Here is a 23,970-nt window from a genome sequence, read left to right as displayed (position 1 = left end):
GAATGTGATTGCAGTCTAGCTCAGCGAGGAGTCCCCATGGCAAGAAGCGCCGCCCCCGCGACCCTGCCGCCCGCCGCCGTCCCCGAGGCAATCACGCACGCCGTGGCCGAGGCATCCCGCCTAAAGACCCGCGCCATCGACCGCGTCGCGTACGCGAGCGACGCCTCGCACTTCCTGCTCACCCCCGAGGCGGTCCTGGTCGCCGCCGATGCGGCCGAGGTCGGCCGCGTCATGCGCGAAGCCGGTCGCAGCCGGTCACGGCTCACCTTCCGCTCGGGCGGCACGAGCCTCTCGGGCCAGGCGTCCACCGACGGCCTGCTCGTCGACGTAAGGCAGCGGTTCCGCCGCATCGACGTGCTCGACGGCGGGCGCCGCGTGCGCGTGCAGCCCGGCGCGACGGTGCGGCAGGTCAACACGCGGCTCGCACGCCACGGGTTCCGGCTCGGCCCCGACCCGGCGAGCGAGCTCGCGTGCACGATCGGCGGCGTCGTCAACAACAACTCCAGCGGCATGGCCTGCGGCATCACCGAGAACACCTACCAGACGCTCGAGTCGCTCGTGTTCGTGCTGCCGTCGGGCACGGTCGTCGACTCGGGCGCGGCCGATGCCGACGCGGCGCTCCGGGCCGCCGAGCCAGACCTCGTCGACCGCCTGATGCAGCTGCGCGAACGCGTGGTCTCGAACCCGCGGTCGGTCGAGATCATCCGCCGTCAGTTCGCGATGAAGAACACGATGGGGTACGCGGTCAACGCGTTCCTCGACTTCGACAGTCCGGCCCAGCTGCTCGCGCACCTGGTGGTCGGCAGCGAGGGGACTCTGGCATTCGTCGCGGAGGCGACCTACCGCACGGTGCCGATCCTGCCGCGCATGGCCACGGCGCTGACGGTCTTCCCCGATCTCGCGGCCGCGACGCGCGCGCTCCCCGAGCTCGTCGCGACGGGGGCGGCGACGCTCGAGCTCATGGATGCGACATCGCTCCGGGTCGGGCAGTCGCTCGCCGGCGCTCCGCGCGAGATCACCGGGCTCACGGTGCGCGACCAGGCCGCGCTCCTCGTGGAGTTCCACGCGCACGACGACGAGGAACTGGCCGACCTCGTCGCGCGAGGCGCGCAGACGCTGGCGGCCCAGCCGCTCGAGGCCGCGGCATCCTTCTCCTCCGATCCGGTCGCGCGCGCCGCCGCGTGGAAGCTTCGCAAAGGCCTCTACGCCTCGGTCGCGGGTGCGCGCCCGAGCGGCACGACGGCGCTGCTCGAAGACGTCGTGGTTCCCGTGGACCGGCTCGCGCCGACCTGCGCGACGCTGCAGGCGCTGTTCGAGCGGTACTCCTACGACGACAGCGTCATCTTCGGGCACGCGAAGGACGGCAACATCCACTTCATGCTGACGGACCGCTTCGAGTCGGCCGATCAGCTCGCGCGGTACCGCGCGTTCACGGAAGACATGGTCGAGCTCGTGCTCGACGCCGGCGGCAACCTCAAGGCCGAGCACGGCACCGGCCGCGTCATGGCCCCGTACGTGCGACGGCAGTACGGCGACGAGCTCTACGACGTCATGCGCGAGCTCAAGCGACTGTGCGACCCGGCCGCGATCCTCAACCCGGGCGTCATCATCGACGACGACCCCGAGGCGCATCTGCGCCACATCAAGCTGGCGGACCCGATCGAGGCGGAGGCCGACCGCTGCGTCGAGTGCGGCTACTGCGAGCCGGTGTGCCCGAGCAAGGACCTCACCCTCACGCCCCGCCAGCGGATCGTGACGCGCCGCGCGATCGCCCGGGCCGAGGCATCCGGCGATCATGCGCTCGTCAGCGAGCTGGAACGCGACTACGACTACGCCGGCGTCGACACGTGCGCCGTCGACGGCATGTGCCAGACCGCGTGCCCCGTCCTGATCAACACCGGCGCCCTCGTCAAGCGCCTGCGCCGCGAAGACGCGGGCGCGTTGTCGAACGCGGCGTGGAAAGGCGCGGCGCGCGCGTGGGGCGGGGCGACGCGGGTCGCGAGCCTCGGCCTCACGGTGGCCGACAAGCTGCCCGCGACCCTCGTCACCGCGGCGACGGACGTCAGCCGCGCCGTGCTCGGCGCCGACACCGTGCCGCGCTACTCGGACGATCTCCCCCGCGGCGGGCGCGCGCGCTCGCGCCTCGGCGCGACCGTCGGCACGGGCGAGGAGTCGGCGCCGGTCGCGGTCTTCCTTCCTGCCTGCGTCAACGCCATGTTCGGCCCTGCGGGCGACGGGGTGGGGGTGACCGAGGCGTTCCGCCGACTCGCCGAGCGGGCGGGCGTGCGTCTCGCAGTGCCGGACGGCGTCGACGCGCTGTGCTGCAGCACCCCCTGGACCTCGAAGGGCTACGCGGGCGGGCGCGAGGTGATGGCCCGCAGGGTGGCCGCGTCGCTCACGGACGCGCCGCGCGGCGGCGAGCTCACGATCGTGACGGATGCCTCGAGCTGCACGGAGGGCTTCATCCACCTGCTCGCCGACGCCGGCGTCGACGCGCGTGTCGAAGACGCCGTCGCCTTCGCAGAACGCGTGCTGCTCCCCCGCCTGGGCGAGGTCGCACCGGTCGTCGGGACCCTGGCACTGCACCCCACCTGCTCGTCGACGCAGCTCGGCCTGGATCCGGCCCTGCGCCGCGTGGCCGAAGCCGTCGCCGGGGAGGTGGTCGTGCCGGACGCGTGGTCGTGCTGCGGCTTCGCCGGAGACCGCGGGATGCTGCATCCCGAGCTCACCGCCTCCGCCACGGCCGCCGAGGCCGCCGAGGTGAGGGCGCTGGGCGCCGACGCGCACGCGTCGTGCAATCGCACGTGCGAGCTCGGCATGACGCGGGCCACGGGCGCGGACTACCGGCACGTGCTCGAGCTGCTCGAGGAGGCGACGCGGCCGGCGCCTCCGGCGTCCTGAACCGATCGGCGGTTCGCGTCAGGCGGTGACGGTGCGGCGCGCGCGAGCGGGAGAGCCCACGACGACGGTGTCGGCCGGCACGTCCTTCGTGACGACGGAGGCCGCCGCGACCACGGCGTTGTCGCCGATCGTGACACCCGGCAGGACCGTGACGTTCGCGCCGATCCAGACGTTGCGGCCGATGCGGATCGGCGCCGGGATCAGGTCGGCCCGGCGGGCGGGGTCGATGTCGTGGTTCAAGGTCGCCAGCACCGCGTTGTGGCCGATCAGGCAGTCGTCACCGATCTCGATGCCGCCCTGGTCCTGGAACCTGCAGCCCGAGTTGATGAAGACGCGCTTGCCGAGCGTGATGTTCTTGCCGAAGTCGGCCGAGAACGGCGGGAACACCGTGACGGTCTCGTCGACGGGCTTTCCGATGAGAGCCGACAGCAGCTCGCGCACCCGCGCCGGCTCGTGGTACCCGCCGTTGAGCTCGCCCGTGATGCGCAGCGCCTCCTGGCTGGTCTCATGCATGACGCGGTGCAGCGGCGAGTCGCCCGTGATGGTGCGGCCGGCGTTGAGCGCGTCGAGAAGGTCGGCGAGGTCCATGATTCCTCCGGGTTCGGCGGGAGCGGCGTCCTTCCAGGCTAAGTCGGCCCGCCTCGCACCAGGCCCCTCACGCGGGTCTGCGCACCGCGCGATAGGTTGGGTCGCTCACACCTGCTGACCCACGGCATCTGAGCAGGAGGACGCGACGTGGACTGGTTCGAATCGCTCACCGGCTTCCGCGAGGAGGGCTACGACGCCACCCGCGAGAAGCTCCGCATCGACGGCGGCGAACTCGTCTCGTCCGTCAACGGCCGGCGCTACGGCATCGGCGCGCTGGAGGTTCCGACGCTCGACGACTTGCGCCGGCGTACGACCATCCCCACCGGCGGACGCACGACCGTGCGCTGCGTGACCGGCGATGCCCGCGCCATGCACAGCGACCCCGACCTCGCCGGCACGCTGTTCCAGGTGGCGTCGCAGTTCAATCTGCTCGAGATGGCCGGTCCGAGCATCACTCCCGAGGACGGCGTCACCCGCTACGCGCACGACCACACCCAGGGCCCGGCCTGTGCGATCGCCGCGGGTGCCGCCACGATCTACCGCAACTACTTCGCCGAGGTGGACGGCGAGCGGGGGCAGACGAGCGACCGCCAGATCGACGGGCTGGACAGGGTGGGCGGCAGGCTCGCCGAGAAGCTGAGCACGTCGGTCGACGCGTTGTGGACCATGCGCAACGGCTATGCGCTCTGCACGCCGGAGGGACTCGCCGCCGTCGACGGCCTGTCCGGCGCCGACGCCGACGAGCTGCGGGGCCTCGTCGCGATCGGCCTGCATCGCGATGTCGAGGTCACCGATGTGAGAGAAGGGCCTCGGCGCATCGTCTCGCAGGCGTTCTGCTCGGCGCTGCCGGTCGCGTACGGGGCGGGCCGCGCGTCGGCCTGGGAGGCGTTCGCCCGGCTGATCCTGGAGGCGACGTACGAGGCGACGCTGCTCGCGGCGGTCGGCCGCGACGAGCCCGTCCTGCTCACCCGCGTCGGTGGTGGCGTGTTCGGCAACGATGACGCGTGGATCGACGACGCCATCGTGCGCGCGCTCGGCATCATCGAGCATGCGGGGCTGGACGTCAGGCTGGTCAGCTACCGCGAGGTGCACCCGTCGTTCCGCGATATCGCCCGGCGATTCGCCGATCCTTCGTAGCCGCGGGGCGGGGCAACGCGGCACCCGGCGTCAGCCCCCCGTGGACTCCCGCACGACCAGCTCGGGCTGGAACCGGACGGTGCGCTCGTGGTGGCCGTCGGGTTCTTCGAGGTCCTTGAGGAGCAGGTCGACGGCGGTGTAGCCGATGAGGTGCGCGGGCTGGCGGATCGAGCTGAGCGGCACGACCGTCGCCGACGCGAAGTCGATGTCGTCGTAGCCGATCAGCGCGATGTCGCGCGGAACCTGCACGTCGGCCATCAGCGTGAAAGCCTGCAGGGCGCCGACGGCGAGCAGGTCGTTCGCGGCGAACACCGCGTCGGGCCGGTCGGCAGCGGGGCGGCCGCGGAGGAGTTCCCCCGCCTCGCGCCCCTGGAGCACCGACAGCGCCGACATCTCGACGACCTCGATGCTCGCACCCTCCACCTCGGCGACAGCGCGACGCGCGCCCTCGAGACGGTCCGCGACCTGACGGATCGTGCGGGGGCCGCCGATGAACGCGACGCGGCGGCGCCCGGTCGACAGCAGGTGCGACACCGCGAGGTAGCCGCCCTCGACGTCATCGACCGACACCGATCCGAACGCACTCTCGGCGTCCTCGTGGTCGACGAGCACCACCGGCACCCCGCCGGAGTGCAGGCGGGCGAGCCCGGCGAGGTCGCCGTCGACGGGCGTGACGAGCACGCCGTTCACCCGCTGCTCGCGAAAGAGTTCGAGGTACGCGTCCTCACGGTCGGAGCGTTCGTCGCTGTTGCCGAGCAGCACGCTCATCCCGGCCTCGGCGGCGCGGTCCTCCGCACCTCGGGCGACCTCGGCGAAGAACGGGTTGCCGGCGTCGAGCACGATCAGCGCGATGCTGCGGCTGCGACCGGCTCTCAGCTGCCGTGCGGCGTCGTTACGCACGAAGCCCAGTTCCTCGATCGCCCGCGTCACGCGCTCGACGGTCGCGGGCGACACCTTCTCGGGACGATTGAGGACGTTCGAGACCGTGCCGACGGAGACGGATGCCGCAGCCGCGACATCGCGCACGCTCACCACCATGACACCCCCAGTGTTCAGATCCGCTTCCCGCGAGTGTAGGGCACGGGGCAAGCGGTCTCCCTCGCACCCCGATCGGGCTCACGCATCCGCCGTCATCCCTCGCGCTCGGCCGACAGCGCGGCGAGTGCCGCGGCGATCTCCTGCTGCGTCTCGGGGCCGGCGTGCATGAAGAGCGCCTCGCCGAGCTCGCGGGCGTCCGACCACTTCGTGTGCGTGCGGAAGCCGTGCGCGGCCTCGGGGCTCGAGGCCTCGAGCACCTCGCCGATGGCCTCGTACGCCTCGGGGTCGTCGATGACGGCGGCGAGGGTCGAGTCCATGCCGATGCGCGACGCGGCGGCCGCACGTGCGGGCTCGGCGACCTCCCACTCGTGGGTCCCCGAGCCGACCTCGAGCTCGCGGCCGTCGGGCAGCACGACGACGGCCGTCGTGTTCGGCGGCACGGTCGCCTCGACGCGCAGGACACCGTCCTTGCGCGACCATCCCGCACGGGCGGTGCCGTACGGCGTGAGGTGCTCGGCCGAGGCGTGGTCGAACTCGGCGAGCGGGCGCGGAGCGATGCGGAGCCGCTCGTAGCCGGGCGCGTCAGGCGCGAGACCCGCCACGACCCTGTGCAGCCAGTCGCCGACCGCGCCGAGCGCGTAGTGGTTGAACGACGTCATCTCGCCCGGGTTGATCGACCCGTCGGGGAGCATCGAGTCCCACCGCTCCCAGATGGTGGTCGCGCCCATGGTGACGGGGTACAGCCACGACGGGTTCTCGGTCTGCACCAGCAGGCGGCGCGCGGTCTCGAGGTTACCGGTGCGAGTCAGTGCGTCCTGGATGATCGGCGTGCCGACGAACCCGGTGCTGATGCGATAGCCCGACAGGCGCGTGAGCTCGGCGAGCCGCGCACCGAGCACCTCCTGCTGGTCGGCGGGGACGATGTCGAACACGATCGCCATCGCGTATGCGGTCTGCGCGTCCGACATCATGCGTCCGGAGGGCGTCACGTACTCGGCGAGGAACGCGGCGCGCACCTCCTCCGCGATCCGCGCGTACTCCTGCGCCTCGTCGTCCTTTCCGAGGAGTGCGGCAGCGCGGGCCACGGCGTCCGCCGATCGGAAGAGGTATGCCGACGCGACGATGTCGGCGTCCGTCTTCGCGTTCGCGGGCAGGTGCGGCGGCGCGTCGGGGTCGAGCCAGTCGCCGAATTGGAACATGCCCTCCCACAGCCGGCGCGGCCCGGCCAGCCGGATCAGCACGTCCGCCCAGCCCTTCATGCTCGGGTACTGGCGCTCGATGGTGGCGACGTCGGCGTAGCGCTCGTGCAGCACCCACGGCACGACGGTCGCCGCATCGCCCCACGCCGCGGCCGGGCGCGCCGCACCGAGGGCGTTCGGCACCACGAAGGGAACGACACCGTCGACCTGCTCGAGTGCGAGGTCGCGCAGCCATGAGTCGAGGAACCCGCGCACGTCGTAGAGGAACGACGCCGTCGGCGCGAACACCTGGATGTCGCCGGTCCAGCCGAGGCGCTCATCGCGCTGCGGGCAGTCGGTCGGCAGGTAGAGGAAGTTGCCGCGCAGGCCCCACACGATGTTCTCGTGCAGCTGGTTGACGAGGGGATGGGATGCCTCGAACCAGCCGGTGCGCTGCATGTCGCTGTGGATGACGACCGCGGTGACGGCAGAGGGGTCGAACTCCCCGGGCCACCCCTCGATCTCGGCGTAGCGGAACCCGTGGAAGGTGAACTCCGGCTCCCATTCCTCGACCCCCTCGCCCGACAGCGTGTAGTGGTCGGTCGCGGCGGCGGCGCGCAGCGGCCGCGTGCCGAGCTCGCCGTCCTCGAGCACCTCGGCATGCTTCAGCGTGACCACGGTGCCCGCGGGACCCGACACGCGGATCCGGAGGCGGCCGACCAGGTTCTGCCCGAAGTCGAGGACGGTCCTGCCGCTCGGGGTCGTGATGACCTCGCTCACGGCGAGGTCTTCGATGGGACGCACGAACGGCGAGACGCGGGCCTCGGGCGTGCGCAGCGCGTCGAACGCGGCGACCGGCGTCCAGCCCTCGCCGGTGTAGCCGGCCTCCGAGAAGCCGCGCCCCTCGGAGTCCACGAGCGCCCGCCGGGCGTCGTAGTCCTCACCCGCATAGAGCCCGCTCGCTGTGAGGGGTCCGGTGGACGCCTGCCACGAGGCATCCGTCCGCACCCACTCGGTCGACCCGTCGGCGTACTCGATGAGCAGCTGACCGGCGAAGCGGGGCTGGTGGGAGTAGAGCGGCCGGGCGTTCTCGCGGAAGCCGAAGCGCTCCGTCGCCCACGCACCCGCGAGGCGCACGCCGATCGCGTTGCGCCCCTCGGCGAGCAGGCCCGTGACGTCGGTGGTCTCATGGATGGTGCGGTGCGCGTACGGCGTCCAGCCCGGCTTCATGACCTGGTCGTCGACATCGACGCCGTCGATCGCCACCTGATACACGCCGAGCGCCGTCGCATAGAGGGTGGCGCGCGCGACCGGGCCGGTCACGTCGAACTCGGTGCGCAGGTACGCGGGCTGCGCGTTCTCGGCGGGCGCGGCGAGGCCGATCGTCGCGGCCTGCCACTCCCCCTCGCCGAGGAAGCCGGCCACGACGCGGCGCAGTGCGCTCCATTCGCCCTCGACTCCGTCGACGCCCGTGACCCGCACGCGCAGCGAGACCTCTTCGCGCGGCCCGAGCGGGGGGAACGGCCATGCGATGCGCGTCGAGGCGCGGCCGTCGACGCGGTGGGACGTCGTCTCATCCCCGCGCGTGACCTCGATCTCTGCGGAGGCCTGCAGCCAGCCGGGCACTGCGGTCTCGGTGCGCCATCCGAACTCCGGCGCGGGCGAGGCGACGACGTCGCTGCCGTGCGGCGCGTCGACGACGATGTGGGGAACGGGGCCGCTCATGGCACTCCTTGAAGGGGTCTGGTGTGTGGGGTTCGGTGTTCTGTGGACGGATGCTGCGGTCAGGCCGGCACGACCGCGGCGGGGGTCGCGACAGCGGGCGCGGTGACCGTGATGCGATGCGTGCCGTGGCCGAGCTCGGTGGGGGCAGGAGCGCCGTCGACGGCCGTCTCCGAGCCCGCGGTGACCGGGAGGTCGAGCACGGCACGCGAGCCGAAGGGCACCTCGAGGACGGCCTCGAAGACATCGCCGTCGACGCGCCAGTCGATCGCGAGACGCCCCTGCGGGGTCTGGAGCGACGCCGAGGCGTGCTCGAGCCCTACGGCCGGGCGGGGAGCCACGTGGACGGTGCGGTAACCGGGGTCTGCGGCGTCCGGCGCGAGGCCCGCCACCGTGCGGTACACCCAGTCGATCATCGCGCCGTACGCGTAGTGATTGAACGACAGCATGCCGGTGTCCTCTTCCGAGGCGTCCTCGGTGGGGAGCGCGTCCATGGCACCGGAGTGGATGCTGCCGTCGGGGAGGATGGCGTCCCAGCGCTCCCACACCGTCGTCGCGCCGCGGTCCACCTGGTAGAGCCATGACGGGGCGTCACGACGCAGCAGCATGAGGTACGCCTCGTCGAGGTGGCCCGAGTTCGACAGCGCGAACAGCACGAGGGGTGTGCCGAGGAAGCCGGTCGCGATACGGCCGTTCTCGCGGCGCACGTTCTCGGCGAGCGCGTCCGCGATCTCGGTGCGGCGATCGGCCGGCGCCAGGGCGAATTCGAGGGCGATCGCCGCACCGCTCTGCGTGCGGATCGCCTCCTCGCCCCAGCGTTCGAAGCTCGCGGCTCCGACGCGCTCCGCGAGGGCCTCGTAGTCGTCGGCGCTTTCGGCGTCGCCCAGGATGCGCTCGGCGCGGGCGAGCAGGCGTGCCGACCACGAGTAGAAAGCGTTCGCGACGAACTCGCTCGAGACCTTGGCCTCCCAGGGCCGCTCGCCGGGGGCGTCGGGGTCGAGCCAGTCGCCGAACTGGAAGTCGCCGCCCGGCAGCACGACGCCGTCGCCGGCGCGGCGGCGCAGGTGCTCCACCCAGCGCCGCATGCTGCTGCGCTGACGCGCGAGCACCTCCGTCGAGCCGTACGACTCGTAGACCGCGAGCGGCACGATGGTGGCGGCATCCGCCCATCCGGCCCGGCCCATATTCTCGGTGGGCACGCCGCCCATGAGCATGTCCTGCGGGCGGATGATGTCGGGCACGACCGCGGGCACGCCGCCCTCATCGGTCTGGTCGATCTCGAGATCGCGCAGCCATGACATCCAGAACGACTCGGTGTCCATGAGCGTATTCGCCGTCGCCGCGAACGCCTGCGCGTCGCCGGTCCAGCCGAGTCGCTCATCGCGCTGCGGGCAGTCGGTGGGCACCGACACGAAGTTGTCGCGCTGCGACCAGAAGACGTTCGAGTGGAATCGATCGAGCGCCTCGTGCGACGACGAGAAGGCGCTCCGCGGCGCGAGATCGCTCGAGATCGCGACCGCCGTCGCCGAGAGGACCTCGGCGCCCTCGACGTCGGCGTAGCGGAAGCCGTGGAACGTGAACGCGGGCTCCAGCGTGTGCTGGCCGTCGCGGTCGAGCGTGTAGACGTCTGTGGCCTTGGCCGACCGCAGGGCCTTGACGTGCAGGTCACCCGAGGGTTCGAGCACCTCGGCGTGGCGGACCGTGACGACATCGCCCGCACGGCCGCGCACCACCAGTCGCACCCAGCCCGACAGGTTCTGCCCGCCGTCCAGGCGCGTGCGGCCGGCGTGCGGCGTGGGCGCCATCGGCAGCTCCGCCACCACGCGCACCGGCGGCGCCGAGCGCGGTTCGAATCGCGTCGCGTCGAAGGCGATGACGGATGCCGCGACCCACCCCTCGCCCGCGAACCCGGGTTCGTGCACGGCGGGGTCATCGAGGCGCAGGTCCGTCACGGTGCCGTCGTAGATGCTGGCACTGCGGAGCGGTCCGGACCCGGCCTGCCACGAGGCATCCGTCTTCGCGATGATCTCGCCGTCGGCCTCGAGCTGCGCGAGCGCGCCGGTGCGGTCGCCGTAGATGGCCTGGCGGCGGGCGAAGCCGAAGCTGCCGCGGTACCAGCCGTCGGCGACAGCGAGGACGAGGACGTTCGTCCCTTCGCGAAGGAGCGCGGTGACGTCGAGCGTGTCGACGAGGATGCGCTCCTGGTACGAGGTCCACCCCGGCGTGAGGAGGGCGTCGGTCGCGCGGACGCCGTTGATCCACGCATCGACGAGACCGAGCGCGGTCAGGCGCAGCCGGGCCGTCGTCGGCACCTCGTCGAGGACGAACTCGGTCCGCAGCAGCGGCACGGGTCCGTCGGCTGGGGTGTCGGCGCCGATCACGGATGCCTCGAGCCCCGGTCCGTCGACACCGGCCTCGACGACCAGCGGCTCACTCCACGCACTCCACCCACGCGGCGTGGCGACGCGCACGGAGAACGCGCGCCGCTCCCGGGCCGCGAGCTCGACCGGGACCGCGATGCCCACCGTCCGGGAGCCGGCGACCGGCTCCGCAGGCGTGGGCTCGGCTCCTTCAGCGCCTTCGGCCACCTGATAGCCGACGAGGTGGGCATCGGGGTCGTCGCTCTCGGCGCGCCAGCTCAGGCGCAGCCCGGCGCGCGGCACGCCGAGCAGTCCCGTGCCGTGCTGGGAGCGCAGTCCGACCGCACGCACGGCGGTATCGACTGCGGTGGGAGAGGGAAGAGCCGTCATGGCTGTGTCCTTTCGGCGGTCGGCCGCGTCGCCGATCCGCTCGACCATCGTGAAACGATTCACGCTGGTTGTCAATCAAAGTGTAGACCGTTACACGATCGTGACGGGCAAGATTCGAATCCACTGTTGACCGATCTACGGATGCGACGTACGTTACGAGGGTTGAATGGTTTCAACGCCCACGTGGGCAGCGAGTCGATCAACGCAGCACCAGGGAATCCGGCAGCGTGGGCGGACCATCCGCTCGGCTTTACAAGGAGGTAAAGATGAAGAGCTCTTCGACCCGGAGAGTGCTCCTCGCGAGTGCGGGCATCGTGGCACTCGCCGTGCCGCTGGCCGCGTGCAGCGGCGGCGGCGGTTCGAACGACGGCAAGGTCGAGATCAGCTATCTCACCCAGAGCGACGACGCCAACACCAACCAGGCGAAGGCGCTCATCGCCGCATTCGAGAAGGCCAACCCCGACATCACCGTCAAGCTCGAGACTCAGCCCGGCGGCACCGAGGGCGACAACCTCATGAAGACGAAGCTGTCGACGGACTCGATGAACGACGTCTTCCACTACAACTCGGGCTCGCTCATGCAGGCGCTGAACCCCGACCAGACGCTCGTGAACCTCAGCGACGAGGACTGGGTCAAGGACCTCACCGACGACTTCAAGGCCGTCGTGTCGACCGACAACGGGCTCTACGGCGCGCCCTGGGGCACGTCGTTCGCCGGCGCGGTGCTCTACAACAAGAAGGTCTACGAGAAGCTGGGCCTCGAGGTCCCGACGACGTGGGACGAGTTCATCGCGAACAGCGAGAAGATCAAGTCCGACGGCGGCGGCGTCGCCCCGATCCTGCAGTCCTTCGGCGACACCTGGACCAGCCAGCTGTTCGTCCTCGGCGACTTCGCGAACGTCTCGAAGGTCAACCCCGACTGGGCCGAGGAGTACACCGCCAACGACCCGAAGGCCAAGTACGTCGAGGAGCCGGCACTGGCGGGCTTCACCCACGGCGCCGAGGTCTTCGAGAAGGGCCTGCTCAACGAGGACTTCGCCTCGATGACCAACGCCCAGGCGATGAATGCTCTGGCGGAAGGCACGGGCGCGCAGTACCCGATGCTGTCGGCGACCATCTCGCAGGTCCAGCAGGACAACCCCGACCTGGTGAACGACATCGGCGTGTTCGCGCTGCCGGCAGCGGACGCCGCCGACACCGCGATCACGATGTGGCAGCCGAACGCCATCTACATCGCCAAGTCCACCGAGGGCGACAAGCTCGACGCCGCCAAGAAGTTCGTGGCGTTCGCCAACTCCGACGAGGGCTGCCAGGTGCAGAACGAGGGCGGCTCGATCGCCGGACCGTACGTCACCAGCGCCTGCACGCTGCCCAGCGACGTGCCCGACCTGGTGAACGACATCCAGGCGTACTTCGACTCCGGCGCCACCGGGTCCGCTCTCGAGTTCCTCTCCCCCATCAAGGGACCGAACCTCGAGAACATCACCGTCGCCGTCGGCTCCGGCATCACCGGCGCCGAGGACGGCGCGGCGCAGTACGACGACGATGTGAAGAAGCAGGCCCAGCAGCTGGGTCTCCCGGGCTGGTGATCAGGCACCGGGTTCACTGAGAACAGGTAAGACCGGGGCCGGCGGCCACGCCGCCGGCCCCGTTTCACGAAGGAGTGAAAATGACGACCGCAGTCGCGCCGACCGGAGCGGCCCCACCCGCTACCAAGGGCACCTCCGGCCAGAAGAAGCGCAAGGGCATCCGAAGCCCCTATCCCAGCTGGTTCTACATCCCCGCCGCCGTGCTGTTCCTCGTGTTCTTCGCGGTGCCGACGTTCGCGTCGTTCTACTTCTCACTGACCCGCTGGACACTGTTCAATGTCGAGTTCATCGGCTTCGACAACTTCGTCCAGTTCTTCCAGGAGCCTCAGCTCGTCCAGGGCTTCATCAACACCTTCATCTACGGCTTCGTCACCTCTGCGTCGAAGGTCGTGCTGGGGCTGGCACTCGCCCTGCTCCTGACCGGGCCCATCCTCGGTCGCGGTTATCTGCGCGCCGTCGTGTTCTTCCCGGTCCTCGTCTCCACGATCGGCGTCGGCCTGACCTTCAAGGCGCTGCTCGATCCGTTCCACGGCGTCGTGAACAACGTGCTCGGGTTCTTCAACCTCCCCGAGCCCGGCTGGTACACCGACCCGAGCCTCGCCCTGCTGACCGTCGCGGGCGTCGACATCTGGAAGGGCGTCGGCATCGCCACGCTGATCTTCATGGCAGGCATCGTCGCCATCCCGCACGAGTACTTCGAGGCCGCCCGCATGGATGGCGCGGGCGCCTGGTCGATCTTCCGCAACATCACCCTGCCGCTGGTGCGCCCCGCGACCGCGACCGTCATCATCCTGTCCCTCATCGGCGGGCTCCGGGAGTTCGCGATGATCTGGGCGATGACCAAGGGAGGCCCCGGCTTCTCCAGCGACGTGATCGCCTCCGTCATCTACAAGCAGTACCAGGCGGGTTTCTTCGGCCTGTCCACCGCGGGCAACGTCATCCTGTTCATCGTCGTCACGGCGGTGATGGTGCCGGTGTCGTGGTTCCTCAACAGAAGGGAGGCGGAGCTGTGACCGTCACCGAGACCCTCACCACCGCCGACGCCCGCAAGCTGCGCGGCGGCCGCGCCACGCGGGAAGACCGGCGCCCGATGACGGCGCGTCGATGGATGCGCAAGTACCTGGTCGGCATCATCGCGATCATCGTCTCCGTCGTGGTCTTCCTCGTGCCCTTCGTGTTCGTGTTCCTGCAGTCCGCGAAGGACTCGAAGGAAGCGGGCCTGGTCCAGTTCAGCCTCCCGACCGAGTGGCAGTTCTGGCCGAACCTCGTCGAGGTGATCGAGAAGAACGACTACCAGGTGCTGTGGGCCTTCCTCTGGTCGACCGTCATCACCGTCTTCAGCTGCGCCATCATGGTCGTCCTCGCCGCGATGGTGGGATACGTCCTTCAGCGCAAGCGCACGAAGCTCAACCCGTTCATCAACTTCGCCGTTCTCGCGGCGCTCATCGTGCCCCCCGCGGTCGTTCCCACGATCTGGGTGCTGCAGGGCGTCGGGCTGTTCAAGACGATCCCCGGCATGATCCTGATCGAGGCGACGTACGGACTGGCATTCTGCGTGCTGCTGTTCCGCGCCTTCGTCGCCACGATCCCCCGTGAGCTCGACGAGGCCGCGATCATCGACGGCGCCGGTCCGATGCGACTGTTCTTCACGGTGGTGCTGCCGCTGCTCAAGCCCGTGATCGTCACGGTCATCGTGGTGCAGGCGGTGTTCGTGTTCAGCGACTTCCAGAACCCGCTGTACTTCCTGCCCGGCAACGACTACCCCACGGTGCAGCTCGGCCTCTACAACTTCCAGAGCCAGACCGTGAGCCAGTTCAACCTGCTGTTCATGTACATCCTGCTGACGACCATCCCGCCGCTCATCATGTACATCTTCTTCAATCGGCAGATCGTCGCGGGCATGACCAGCGGAGCGGTCAAGGGGTGATGGGCGTTGGCGTCACCAGAACTCCGCGGGGACACTCCCCCGGAGCCAGGCGAGTTCGTTGTCGCGGATGAACGTCGACAGCGCCTCGTCGGGGCTGAGGCCGTCCCCCACCCACTCGTCGAGGATGCGCATCAGCTCGTCCGCGACCTCGATGCCGGGCTCGTCGACGACCTGACGCCAGGCCTCGACGAAGCCGGCGGGCGTCGGAACGGCATCGACCAGCTTCGAGACGTACTTGGGGCCGGGAAGCATGACACGGTTCGCTGCGAGCGCCGCGCGCGCGGCGGCCAGCGCCAGGTGGAGTCCGGCGTGGCGGCGGAGGAATCCGTCGCCACGCTCGACCGCCTGGCGCAGGAAGTAGCCGCCGTACAGGTGGGCCTGCGCGACGAACGAGCGCACGCGGTCGTCCCACACCTCGTCCGGGAGCTCGACGATGCGGGCGATCGTCTCCTCGAGGCCCGCGACCACGCTCCATGCCACCCGGGCGCCGAGGAAGGAGGCCCGCGTCGGGTCGTCGGCCTTCTCGACGGCCGTGGCGAGATACGACGGGCTCACGAGCTTGATGTCGATGTACGAGCCGGGGTAGTCGAGGTCGCGTCGTTCGACCCAGGCGAAGCGCCCCTGCGCGGTCTCGTCCGCGAAGCGCTGCTCGTCGACGACGAGATACACGTCGACGTCGGAGTCCTCGCGTTCCCTGCCCTGGGCGACCGATCCGACGAGCACCACTCCCAGAGCCCCGGGCTGCTCCCGCACCGACTCCACATAGGCGGCCAGCGCCCGCTCCTGATGCTCCATCCGTGCTCCCTCGCGTCGAATCGGCTCTCACGCTATCGACACATCGTTGCGCACGGCGTCCGATTCAACGGAAAGCGCTCTCCCGCTTGCGGAAAGCAGACTCGCCGTCTATCGTTGAAACGATTCATCGCACCGGCGGTGTCGCAGCCGACATCGCCGCCCACCCGAGAGGCGTCCCACCCATGACCAGCGCGACCGCGACGAAGCGCGTCTGCTTCCAGCTGACGGTGCGACCCGAACTGCTGGACGAGTACATCGCCCGCCACACGCCGGTGTGGCCCGAGATGCTCGCCGAGATCGCCGCCTCGGGTCGCCGCAACTACTCGCTCTTCCTGGGCGAAGGCGGACGCCTGATCGGCTACTACGAGACCGATGATGACGAGGCCGCACAGGCCTACCTCGCCGGCTCCGAGGTCGCCGCGCGCTGGGAGGCGGAGATGGGCCGGTTCTTCGTCGGCCTCGAGGGCCGGCCCGACCAGGCGGCCACCCCGCTCACCGAGATCTTCAACCTGCACGACCAACTCGCCGCCGCCCGGGGCGCGGCGACCGACACCACCGAAGAAGGCACCGCATCATGACGACGCTGTCACCCGACATCCAGTCCGCTCTCGAAGGCCAGGGCATCGAGCTGCCCAGCTGGGCGTTCGGCAACTCCGGCACGCGCTTCCGCGTGTTCACGACGCCCGGCACACCGCGCGACCCGTACGAGAAGATCGCGGATGCCGCGCAGGTCAACGCCTACACGAAGCTCGCGCCGAGCGTGGCCCTGCACATCCCGTGGGACAAGGTCGACGACTACTCCGACCTGCGCCGCCACGCGGAGGACCTCGGCGTCGAGCTCGGCACCATCAACTCGAACACCTTCCAGGACGAGGACTACAAGTTCGGGGCGCTCACGCACCACGACGACCGCATCCGCAACAAGGCGATCGACCACCACCTCGAGTGCATCGACATCATGGATGCGACCGGCTCGCGCGACCTCAAGATCTGGCTCGCCGAGGGCTCGAACTACCCGGGGCAGGCTGACATCCGCGCCCGTCAGGACCGCCTGCAGGACTCGCTGCAGAAGATCTACGACCGGCTCGGCGAGGAGCAGCGCCTCGTGCTCGAGTACAAGTTCTTCGAGCCGGCGTTCTACCACACCGACGTTCCGGACTGGGGCACCTCCTACGCCCAGGTCGCCTCGCTCGGCGACAAGGCGATGGTCTGCCTCGACACCGGCCACCACGCGCCGGGCACCAACATCGAGTTCATCGTCATGCAGCTGCTGCGCCTCGGGAAGCTCGGCTCGTTCGACTTCAACTCGCGCTTCTACGCCGACGACGACCTCATCGTGGGCGCGGCCGACCCGTTCCAGCTGTTCCGCATCATCTTCGAGGTGGTGCGCGGCGGCGGTCTCAACAACCCCGACGTGGCGTTCATGCTCGACCAGTGCCACAACGTCGAGGACAAGATCCCCGGGCAGATCCGCTCGGTGCTCAACGTCCAGGAGATGACGGCCCGCGCGCTCCTCGTCGACCGCGACGCGCTCGCCGCCGCGCAGCAGGCGAACGACGTCCTCGCCGCGAACGCCGTGTTCATGGACGCGTTCTACACCGACGTGCGCCCGGCGCTGGCCGAGTGGCGCGAGTCGCGCGGACTCGCCGCCGACCCGATGGCCGCATACGCGGCATCCGGCTACCAGCAGAAGATCGCTGCGGACCGCGTGGGCGGCACGCAGGCCGGCTGGGGCGCGTAACCCGACTCACCGGGGGCGCGGAACACCGCGCCCCCGGTGCACCACTTCCCTCCGAAGGACCGACATGAGTGAGCCGTACTCCGCCGCCGACGGACTCGTACGCGTCTACCCGGCGCGCGAGCCGAACGGCACCGGACTCGTGTGGGCGCACGGCGGCGCCTTCGCGTTCGGCGACCTCGACATGCCCGAGTCCGACTGGGTCGCCTCAGAGCTCGCCTCGCGCGGCACGACCGTCGTGTCGGTCGACTACCGCCTCGCACCCTCTCCTGCAGTGCCGGACGGACCTGCTTTGCGAGGTGGGCCCACGCGCCCAGAGGCTCCGCGCGACGCGCCAGCGGCGCGTGGAGGGGGCGTGGGGATGGATGCTGCGGCCCCGGCCGTCGCCGGACACCACTACCCCGCCGCATCCGACGACATGCTCGCGGCCTGGGCGTGGCTCGTCGGCAACGCCGGGCGCCTCCGCGTCGATCCCGACCGCCTCGCGATCGGCGGCACCAGCGCCGGCGGCAACCTCGCCGCGGGCGCGACGCTGCGGCTCATCGAGCGCCGCGCGGCGCTTCCCGCGCTCGTGCTGCTCGCCTACCCGACGCTGCTCGCCGTGCAGCCCGCACCCGATGCGGCGCTGCGCGCCGCGCTCGACGCGCAGCCCGGCGCCGACCGCTTCGGCGCCGACCTCGTGCGCGGCATGTACGAGAACTACCTCGGCGGTTCCGTCGAGCATGCACCGATCGCCGCGATCCCGGGGCTCGCACGCCCCGCCGACCTCGTGCAGTTCCCGCCGACCCTCATGGTCAACGGCGACGTCGACGAGCTCCGCGTCTCGGGCGAGGCGTTCGCCGAGACGCTCCGCGCCGCAGGCCGCCCGATCGAGGTGGTCACCGAGCCCGGCACCGAGCACGGCCATCTGAACCGTCCGCATGAGGCCGCAGCACCCGTCACCATCCAGCGGTTCGCGACCCGCCTCGCCGCGCTTCCCGCCAGCCACCCCCAGCCCGTCACCGCTTCGCTCGCCTGAGCGCCCCAGCCACATCAGAAGGAACGCATCATGACCAACCCGGCTGTCACCGACCTGATCACGCGGTCGAACCGCCTCGGCGCCGACCCGAAGAACACCAACTACGCGGGCGGCAACACGTCCGCCAAGGGCACCGAGACCGACCCGGTCACCGGTGAGCCCGTCGAGCTGCTGTGGGTGAAGGGCTCGGGCGGCGACCTGGGCACCCTCAAGGAGCAGGGCCTCGCGGTGCTGCGCCTGGACCGCATGCGCGCCCTCGTGAACGTCTACCCCGGCGTCGAGCGCGAGGACGAGATGGTCGCCGCGTTCGACTACTGCCTGCACGGCAAGGGCGGCGCGGCCCCGTCGATCGACACCGCGATGCACGGCCTCGTCGACGCCGCGCACGTCGACCACCTGCACCCCGACTCGGGCATCGCGATCGCGACCGCTGCCGACGGCGAGGAGCTGACCGCGAAGATCTTCGGCGACAAGGTCGTGTGGGTGCCGTGGCGCCGCCCCGGCTTCCAGCTGGGCCTCGACATCGCGGCCATCAAGGAGAAGAACCCGCAGGCGATCGGCACGATCCTCGGCGGCCACGGCATCACCGCGTGGGGCGACACCTCCGACGAGGCCGAGAAGAACTCGCTCTGGATCATCGAGACCGCCCAGGCCTACATCGACGCCAACGGCAAGGCCGACCCGTTCGGCGGCGTGCGCGCCGGCTTCGAGGCGCTTCCGGAGGATGAGCGTCGCGCCAAGGCCGCCGCCCTCGCGGCCACGATCCGCGGTCTCGCGTCGGCGGACAAGCCCATGGTCGGCCACTTCACCGACGCCGCGGTCGTCACCGACTTCCTCGCCTCGGAGCGCGCTCCCGAGCTCGCCGCGCTCGGCACCAGCTGCCCCGACCACTTCCTGCGCACCAAGGTCAAGCCGCTCATCCTCGACCTCCCCGCCGACGCGTCCGTCGAGGACTCCATCGCGCGCCTCAAGGAGCTGCACGAGGAGTACCGCGCCGACTACCAGGCGTACTACGACGCGCACGCGACCGCCGAGAGCCCCGCGATCCGCGGCGCCGACCCGCTCATCGTGCTCATCCCCGGCGTCGGCATGTTCTCGTACGGCGCGAACAAGCAGACCGCCCGCGTCGCCGGCGAGTTCTACGTCAACGCCATCAACGTGATGCGCGGCGCCGAGTCGCTCTCGACCTACACGCCCATCTCCGACGCCGAGAAGTTCCGCATCGAGTACTGGGCCCTCGAAGAGGCGAAGCTGCAGCGCATGCCGAAGCCCAAGACCCACCAGGGCCGTATCGCACTGGTCACGGGCGCAGCATCCGGCATCGGCAAGGCCATCGCGACCCGCCTCGCCGCCGAGGGCGCGTGCGTGATCGTCGCCGACCTCGACCTCGAGAAGGCACAGGCCGCCGCGGCCGAGCTGGGTAACACCGACGTCGCGATCGGCGTGGCCGCGAACGTCGCCGACGCCGACGCGATCCAGGCCGCGTTCGACGCCGCCGTGCTCGCGTTCGGCGGGGTCGACCTCGTCGTCAACAACGCCGGCCTGTCGCTGTCGAAGCCGCTGCTCGAGACCACCGAGAAGGACTGGGACCTGCAGCACGACGTCATGGCCAAGGGCTCGTTCCTGGTGTCGAAGGCCGCCGCGAAGATCCTCATCGACCAGAAGCTCGGCGGCGACGTCATCTACATCTCGTCGAAGAACTCCGTCTTCGCCGGCCCGAACAACATCGCGTACTCGGCGACCAAGGCCGACCAGGCCCACCAGGTGCGCCTCCTCGCGGTCGAGCTCGGCGAGCACGGCGTGCGCGTCAACGGCATCAACCCCGACGGCGTCGTGCGCGGCTCGGGCATCTTCGCCGCCGGCTGGGGCGCCAACCGCGCCGCGACCTACGGCGTGAAGGAAGAGGACCTGGGCCAGTACTACGCGAACCGCACGATCCTCAAGCGCGAGGTCGTGCCCGAGAACGTCGCCGACGCGGTGTACGTGCTCACCGGCCCCGAGCTCACCCGCACCACCGGCCTCCACATCCCCGTCGACTCCGGCGTCGCCGCCGCGTTCCTGCGATGACGGACCCGATCACCGACGACGCCGCCCCGCGGGGCGGCGTCGTCGCCGCCGTCGACCTCGGCGCGACCAGCGGGCGCGTGATGCTCGGCTACGTGGACGACGGGATGCTGCGCCTCGAGCAGGTGTCGCGATTCCCGAACGGACCCGTGCCCGGCGCCGACGGCGACCTGCACTGGGACTTCACCGCGCTCTACCGCCACATCGTGGAGGGCCTCACCGAGGGGCTGCGCCGTGAGCCCGGCATCGCGAGCATCGGCATCGACTCGTGGGCCGTGGACTACGGCCTCGTGAGCGCCGGGGAGCTGCTCGACGAGCCGTTCCACTACCGCGACGAGCGCACCGCGCGCGGCGTCGAGCTCGTGCACGGCGAGACCTCGTTCGAGGAGCTGTACCGCCGCAACGGCCTGCAGTTCCTGCCGTTCAACACGCTGTACCAGTACGCCGTCGAGCAGCGCCTGGCAGACGCCGATGTGACGCTTCTCATCCCGGACCTGGTCGCATTCCTCCTGACCGGCGCCCGGTTCGCCGAGCGCACGAACGCCTCGACCACGGGTCTCGTCGACGTCCGCACCGGCGAGTGGGACCTCGAGCTCGCGGCGCGGCTCGGGATCGCAGCATCCGTCCTGCCTCCCCTCATCGATCCGGGCCACGAGGTCGGCACGCTCCACGGCGAGGCGCGCGAGCGCATCGGCGCTGCGCTCGAGGTGGTCGCGGTCGGCTCGCACGACACGGCCTCGGCCGTCGTCGCGGTGCCGCTCAGCACTCCCGACGCGGCGTACATCTCTTGCGGCACGTGGGGCCTGGTCGGCGTCGAGCTCGACGCGCCCGTCGTCAGCGACGCGGCCCGCGAGGCGAACTTCACGAACGAGGGCGGCGTCGACGGGCGCGTGCGGTTCCTGCACAACGTCACGGGCCTGTGGCTGCTCAGCGAGGCCGTGCGCACGTGGGAGGCCGAGGACGGCGCGGCGATCGATCTTCCGGGATTGCTGGATGCTGCGGCGCAGGTCTCCGGCGAGATCCCGCTGTTCGACGCGAACGACGCGCGACTGTCGGCGCCGGGCGACATGCCCGCCCGCATCGCGGCAGTGCTCGGCGAGTCGGGCGCCACGGTGCCCGCGACGCGCGAGGCGTTCGCCCGGACGATCGTCGAGTCGATCGCGCAGGCGTTCGCCGATGCGGTCGCGACAGCCGGCCGTCTCACCGACCGCGACATCGACGTGATCCACATCGTGGGCGGCGGCGCGCTCAACCGCCTGCTGTGCCAGGCGACGGCCGACCGGTCGGGGCTTCCCGTGCTCGCGGGTCCCGTCGAGGCGACGGCGCTCGGCAACGTGCTCGTGCAGGCGCGTGCGCACGGCTGGTTCGGGCCCGACGCGACCCTCGAGGACCTGCGGCTCGTGGTCGCGGCATCCGTCTCCCCCGAGCGTTACGAACCGCGGTCGTGACCGGCTACGCGGCCGCATTCGACTGGGCCCGACGCCACGTCGCGGCGGGGCGCCTGCCCAGCGCCGTGCTGGGCGTCGCGACCGCGGACGGCGTCGTCGCGCTCGACGCGTTCGGCGCGACGAACGGGCGCGCGGCGCGCGTCGAGGACCCGTACTGGCTGTTCTCGATCACGAAGGTGCTCACCGGCCTCACGGCAGCGCGCGCCATCGAGCGCGGGCTGCTGACGACCGAGACGCCGCTCCGCGCCGCGGTGCCCGAGTTCGGCGGCTCTCGCGACGACGTGGTGCGCCTGCGGCACCTCGTGAGCCACACCGCGGGCATCCCCGAGCCGTCGCTCGATCCCGCGGGCGGGCTGCGGGCCGCGCTGCTCGCGCCGGGCCGCGACTTCGCCGCCGGCGCCGCCTCGCGCTACTCGACGGTGGCCTTCGACGGCATCGCCGCGCTCGTGCGGCACACCGCCGGACGCGAATGGGATGCCGACATCTCGGCGTGGGCGCCCGCGCTCGGCGCGGCGGGCTTCACGCTCGATCCGGCCGCCGACCCGCACACCGTCGTCGATGCCGAGCGCCTCGGCCTCGACATGGCGGGCTTCGCGAGCCACCGCAATCCGGGTGCCGGAATGATCGGCACCGCCGGCGACCTGCTCGCGCTCGGCTCGGCGCTGCTGCGGATCGGGCAGGGCGAGACCGGCGGCGTCGTGCAGCCGGCGACGCTGGCGATGATGCGCCGGCCGCTCACCGTGGGGCTCCCCCGACTCGAGCCGTACGTCGCCGAGCGCGGCCAGGACTGGGGCTTCACGTTCAACTTGCGCACGCGCGCGCCGGGGCTGATCGACCGCGATGTGTTCGGCCACGGCGGCTGGGCGGGAACCGAGTTCTGGGTGCACCCGACTGCCGGGGTCGCCTTCGTGCTGCTGACGAACCAGGCCGAGCGCCCCGGCGTCGACCTGGACGAGCTCGACAACACGGTGGTCGCGGCGCGCTGATCCCCTCAGCTCGAAGGAGCGCGCGTGGAGGTGCGCACCTTCAGCTCGATCTCGAAGATCTCGTGCATCGCCTCGGTGCGCCCGGCGATGCGCTCCAGCAGCATCTCGACGGCACGCGCGCCCATCGCTTCACCGGGCTGGTGGACGGTCGTGAGCCCGAGCGCGGGATGAGAGGCCATGGGAACGTCGTCGTACCCGACCACGGCGAGCGGCACCCCCACCTCCTCCGCCGCGCGCATCGCGCCGAAGGCGAGTTCGTCGTGGGCCGCGAACACGGCGGTCGCCGTCGTCCCGTCCGCGAGCATGCGGCGCACGACCTCCGAGGACGGCCCCTCGCCCTCGTCGGTGCGCCAGACCGCCGCGTGATCGCCGAGCCCGGCGGCCACCATGGCACCCTCGTACTCACGCAGGCGCGCGCCGTGCGGAAACGGCTCGAAGGCACCTGCCTCGTGCAGGGTGAGGTGCGCGATGCGGCGGTGGCCGAGGTCGAGCAGATGCCGCATGGCCGCACGCGCCCCCGCGGCGTCGTCGCCCGCGACCACGTCGTACCGGTCGGAGGTGTCGTGGCGCCCGAACATCACGACAGGGACAGACCCGGAGATCCGCTCCAGCCCCGCTTCGTCGACGCGGGGCGAGACGGCGATGACTCCGTCCACCTGACGGTCCACCAGCGCCTCGAGCGCGCGCAGGCCCTCCCGCGCCCCGGCTTCGGCGGGAGCGATGATGAGCTGGTACGGCGTTCCTTCGAGGGCGCTCGTGGCACCGCGCACGATCCGCGCGAAGAAGTGGTTCGCCAGATCCGGAAGCTCGATGCCGAGCGTGTACGTGCGTCCGCGCATCGCCCGTGCCGCGATCCGCGGACGGTAGTTCAGCTCGGACATCGCGGCCGTCACCCGCTCGCGCATTCCGTCGCTCACGCCGTACGCGTTGCGCAGCACCTTCGACACGGCGGCACGAGAGACGCCGGCCGTCCGCGCGACGTCTTCGATCGTCGTGTGGCGCGGGGATGGGGCGTCCGTCATGCTTCTCCTCGTCTGCGCATGCCTCAGGGCAAAGGTACCCCGGCGCGCCCGGGAGAGAGCCGTCCACCC

At 70.9% G+C, this 23,970-nt stretch carries 17 protein-coding genes; 11 read left to right on the top strand and 6 right to left on the bottom strand.

The features are described 5' to 3' along the window. The first annotated feature begins 36 nt into the window (after positions 1 to 36). On the top strand, positions 37 to 2,901 hold the full coding sequence (locus ACFC1I_RS20010) for an FAD-binding and (Fe-S)-binding domain-containing protein (protein ID WP_376013584.1): 2,865 nt from the start codon (positions 37 to 39) through the stop codon (positions 2,899 to 2,901). An 18-nt stretch (positions 2,902 to 2,919) separates the two neighbouring features. On the opposite strand, the gene ACFC1I_RS20005 is transcribed toward ACFC1I_RS20010, so the two are convergent. Beyond that, positions 2,920 to 3,489 carry a DapH/DapD/GlmU-related protein gene (locus tag ACFC1I_RS20005; protein WP_376013581.1) on the bottom strand — a complete coding sequence of 190 codons (570 nt, stop codon included), beginning with the start codon at positions 3,487 to 3,489 and terminating at the stop codon, positions 2,920 to 2,922. A 147-nt stretch (positions 3,490 to 3,636) separates the two neighbouring features. Here ACFC1I_RS20005 and ACFC1I_RS20000 point away from each other — a divergent pair, with 147 nt between their 5' ends. Then, on the top strand, positions 3,637 to 4,626 hold the full coding sequence (locus ACFC1I_RS20000; protein WP_376013579.1) for a hypothetical protein: 990 nt from the start codon (positions 3,637 to 3,639) through the stop codon (positions 4,624 to 4,626). Positions 4,627 to 4,656: 30 nt separating this feature from the next. Here the strand turns inward: ACFC1I_RS20000 and ACFC1I_RS19995 are convergent, their stop codons facing one another. From ACFC1I_RS19995 to ACFC1I_RS19985, 3 genes are all read right to left on the bottom strand, one after another. Beyond that, positions 4,657 to 5,664 carry a LacI family DNA-binding transcriptional regulator gene (locus ACFC1I_RS19995; RefSeq protein WP_376013576.1) on the bottom strand — a complete coding sequence of 336 codons (1,008 nt, stop codon included), beginning with the start codon at positions 5,662 to 5,664 and terminating at the stop codon, positions 4,657 to 4,659. Positions 5,665 to 5,756: 92 nt separating this feature from the next. Next, complete coding sequence (locus ACFC1I_RS19990; RefSeq protein WP_376013573.1) at positions 5,757 to 8,567, bottom strand: family 78 glycoside hydrolase catalytic domain; 2,811 nt, start codon at positions 8,565 to 8,567, stop codon at positions 5,757 to 5,759. Positions 8,568 to 8,626: 59 nt separating this feature from the next. Beyond that, on the bottom strand, positions 8,627 to 11,314 hold the full coding sequence (locus ACFC1I_RS19985; RefSeq protein WP_376013570.1) for a family 78 glycoside hydrolase catalytic domain: 2,688 nt from the start codon (positions 11,312 to 11,314) through the stop codon (positions 8,627 to 8,629). 266 nt (positions 11,315 to 11,580) lie between these two features. Here ACFC1I_RS19985 and ACFC1I_RS19980 point away from each other — a divergent pair, with 266 nt between their 5' ends. From ACFC1I_RS19980 to ACFC1I_RS19970, 3 genes are all read left to right on the top strand, one after another. Further along, positions 11,581 to 12,903: an ABC transporter substrate-binding protein gene (locus ACFC1I_RS19980; protein WP_376013567.1), complete on the top strand. Its 1,323-nt coding sequence runs from the start codon at positions 11,581 to 11,583 to the stop codon at positions 12,901 to 12,903. Between the two features lie 80 nt (positions 12,904 to 12,983). Next, positions 12,984 to 13,916: a carbohydrate ABC transporter permease gene (locus ACFC1I_RS19975; protein ID WP_376013564.1), complete on the top strand. Its 933-nt coding sequence runs from the start codon at positions 12,984 to 12,986 to the stop codon at positions 13,914 to 13,916. Continuing rightward, on the top strand, positions 13,913 to 14,830 hold the full coding sequence (locus ACFC1I_RS19970) for a carbohydrate ABC transporter permease (RefSeq protein ID WP_376013561.1): 918 nt from the start codon (positions 13,913 to 13,915) through the stop codon (positions 14,828 to 14,830). The genes ACFC1I_RS19975 and ACFC1I_RS19970 overlap by 4 nt, the downstream gene beginning before the upstream one ends. Positions 14,831 to 14,842: 12 nt before the next feature. On the opposite strand, the gene ACFC1I_RS19965 is transcribed toward ACFC1I_RS19970, so the two are convergent. Further along, entirely contained in the window at positions 14,843 to 15,625 is a 783-nt protein-coding gene (locus ACFC1I_RS19965) for a nucleotidyltransferase domain-containing protein (protein WP_376013558.1), read from the bottom strand. A gap of 182 nt (positions 15,626 to 15,807) precedes the next feature. Between ACFC1I_RS19965 and ACFC1I_RS19960 the strand changes: the two genes are divergently transcribed. From ACFC1I_RS19960 to ACFC1I_RS19935, 6 genes are all read left to right on the top strand, one after another. Next, on the top strand, positions 15,808 to 16,203 hold the full coding sequence (locus ACFC1I_RS19960) for an L-rhamnose mutarotase (RefSeq protein WP_376013555.1): 396 nt from the start codon (positions 15,808 to 15,810) through the stop codon (positions 16,201 to 16,203). Continuing rightward, a complete protein-coding gene (gene rhaI, locus ACFC1I_RS19955; RefSeq protein WP_376013552.1) occupies positions 16,200 to 17,366 on the top strand; it encodes an L-rhamnose isomerase in 1,167 nt (388 codons plus the stop codon). Before ACFC1I_RS19960 ends, rhaI begins: the two co-directional genes overlap by 4 nt. A gap of 64 nt (positions 17,367 to 17,430) precedes the next feature. Further along, positions 17,431 to 18,381 carry an alpha/beta hydrolase fold domain-containing protein gene (locus tag ACFC1I_RS19950; RefSeq protein ID WP_376013549.1) on the top strand — a complete coding sequence of 317 codons (951 nt, stop codon included), beginning with the start codon at positions 17,431 to 17,433 and terminating at the stop codon, positions 18,379 to 18,381. A 30-nt stretch (positions 18,382 to 18,411) separates the two neighbouring features. Continuing rightward, complete coding sequence (locus ACFC1I_RS19945) at positions 18,412 to 20,448, top strand: bifunctional aldolase/short-chain dehydrogenase (protein WP_376013546.1); 2,037 nt, start codon at positions 18,412 to 18,414, stop codon at positions 20,446 to 20,448. Further along, on the top strand, positions 20,445 to 21,893 hold the full coding sequence (locus ACFC1I_RS19940; RefSeq protein WP_376013544.1) for a rhamnulokinase family protein: 1,449 nt from the start codon (positions 20,445 to 20,447) through the stop codon (positions 21,891 to 21,893). The genes ACFC1I_RS19945 and ACFC1I_RS19940 overlap by 4 nt, the downstream gene beginning before the upstream one ends. After that, positions 21,890 to 22,879, top strand: coding sequence for a serine hydrolase domain-containing protein (locus tag ACFC1I_RS19935; protein ID WP_376013541.1), 990 nt, complete (start codon positions 21,890 to 21,892; stop codon positions 22,877 to 22,879). Before ACFC1I_RS19940 ends, ACFC1I_RS19935 begins: the two co-directional genes overlap by 4 nt. Before the next feature lie 5 nt (positions 22,880 to 22,884). On the opposite strand, the gene ACFC1I_RS19930 is transcribed toward ACFC1I_RS19935, so the two are convergent. Next, entirely contained in the window at positions 22,885 to 23,901 is a 1,017-nt protein-coding gene (locus ACFC1I_RS19930; protein ID WP_376013538.1) for a LacI family DNA-binding transcriptional regulator, read from the bottom strand. Positions 23,902 to 23,970: the final 69 nt, after the last annotated feature.

The organism is Microbacterium sp. NPDC056044, from assembly GCF_042267145.1.
In the GTDB taxonomy this organism is placed as follows: Bacteria; Actinomycetota; Actinomycetes; order Actinomycetales; family Microbacteriaceae; genus Microbacterium.
This window is presented reverse-complemented; position numbering and strand designations above follow the sequence as displayed.

Coding starts and splice junctions, on each gene's coding strand:
- ACFC1I_RS19960 (WP_376013555.1), top strand. CDS start 15,808: ATGACCAGCGCGACCGCGACGAAGCGCGTCTGCTTCCAGCTGACGGTG.
- ACFC1I_RS19965 (WP_376013558.1), bottom strand. CDS start 15,625: ATGGAGCATCAGGAGCGGGCGCTGGCCGCCTATGTGGAGTCGGTGCGG.
- ACFC1I_RS20005 (WP_376013581.1), bottom strand. CDS start 3,489: ATGGACCTCGCCGACCTTCTCGACGCGCTCAACGCCGGCCGCACCATC.
- ACFC1I_RS19940 (WP_376013544.1), top strand. CDS start 20,445: ATGACGGACCCGATCACCGACGACGCCGCCCCGCGGGGCGGCGTCGTC.
- ACFC1I_RS19930 (WP_376013538.1), bottom strand. CDS start 23,901: ATGACGGACGCCCCATCCCCGCGCCACACGACGATCGAAGACGTCGCG.
- rhaI (WP_376013552.1), top strand. CDS start 16,200: ATGACGACGCTGTCACCCGACATCCAGTCCGCTCTCGAAGGCCAGGGC.
- ACFC1I_RS19995 (WP_376013576.1), bottom strand. CDS start 5,664: ATGGTGGTGAGCGTGCGCGATGTCGCGGCTGCGGCATCCGTCTCCGTC.
- ACFC1I_RS19980 (WP_376013567.1), top strand. CDS start 11,581: ATGAAGAGCTCTTCGACCCGGAGAGTGCTCCTCGCGAGTGCGGGCATC.
- ACFC1I_RS20010 (WP_376013584.1), top strand. CDS start 37: ATGGCAAGAAGCGCCGCCCCCGCGACCCTGCCGCCCGCCGCCGTCCCC.
- ACFC1I_RS19990 (WP_376013573.1), bottom strand. CDS start 8,567: ATGAGCGGCCCCGTTCCCCACATCGTCGTCGACGCGCCGCACGGCAGC.
- ACFC1I_RS19950 (WP_376013549.1), top strand. CDS start 17,431: ATGAGTGAGCCGTACTCCGCCGCCGACGGACTCGTACGCGTCTACCCG.
- ACFC1I_RS19945 (WP_376013546.1), top strand. CDS start 18,412: ATGACCAACCCGGCTGTCACCGACCTGATCACGCGGTCGAACCGCCTC.
- ACFC1I_RS19975 (WP_376013564.1), top strand. CDS start 12,984: ATGACGACCGCAGTCGCGCCGACCGGAGCGGCCCCACCCGCTACCAAG.
- ACFC1I_RS19985 (WP_376013570.1), bottom strand. CDS start 11,314: ATGACGGCTCTTCCCTCTCCCACCGCAGTCGATACCGCCGTGCGTGCG.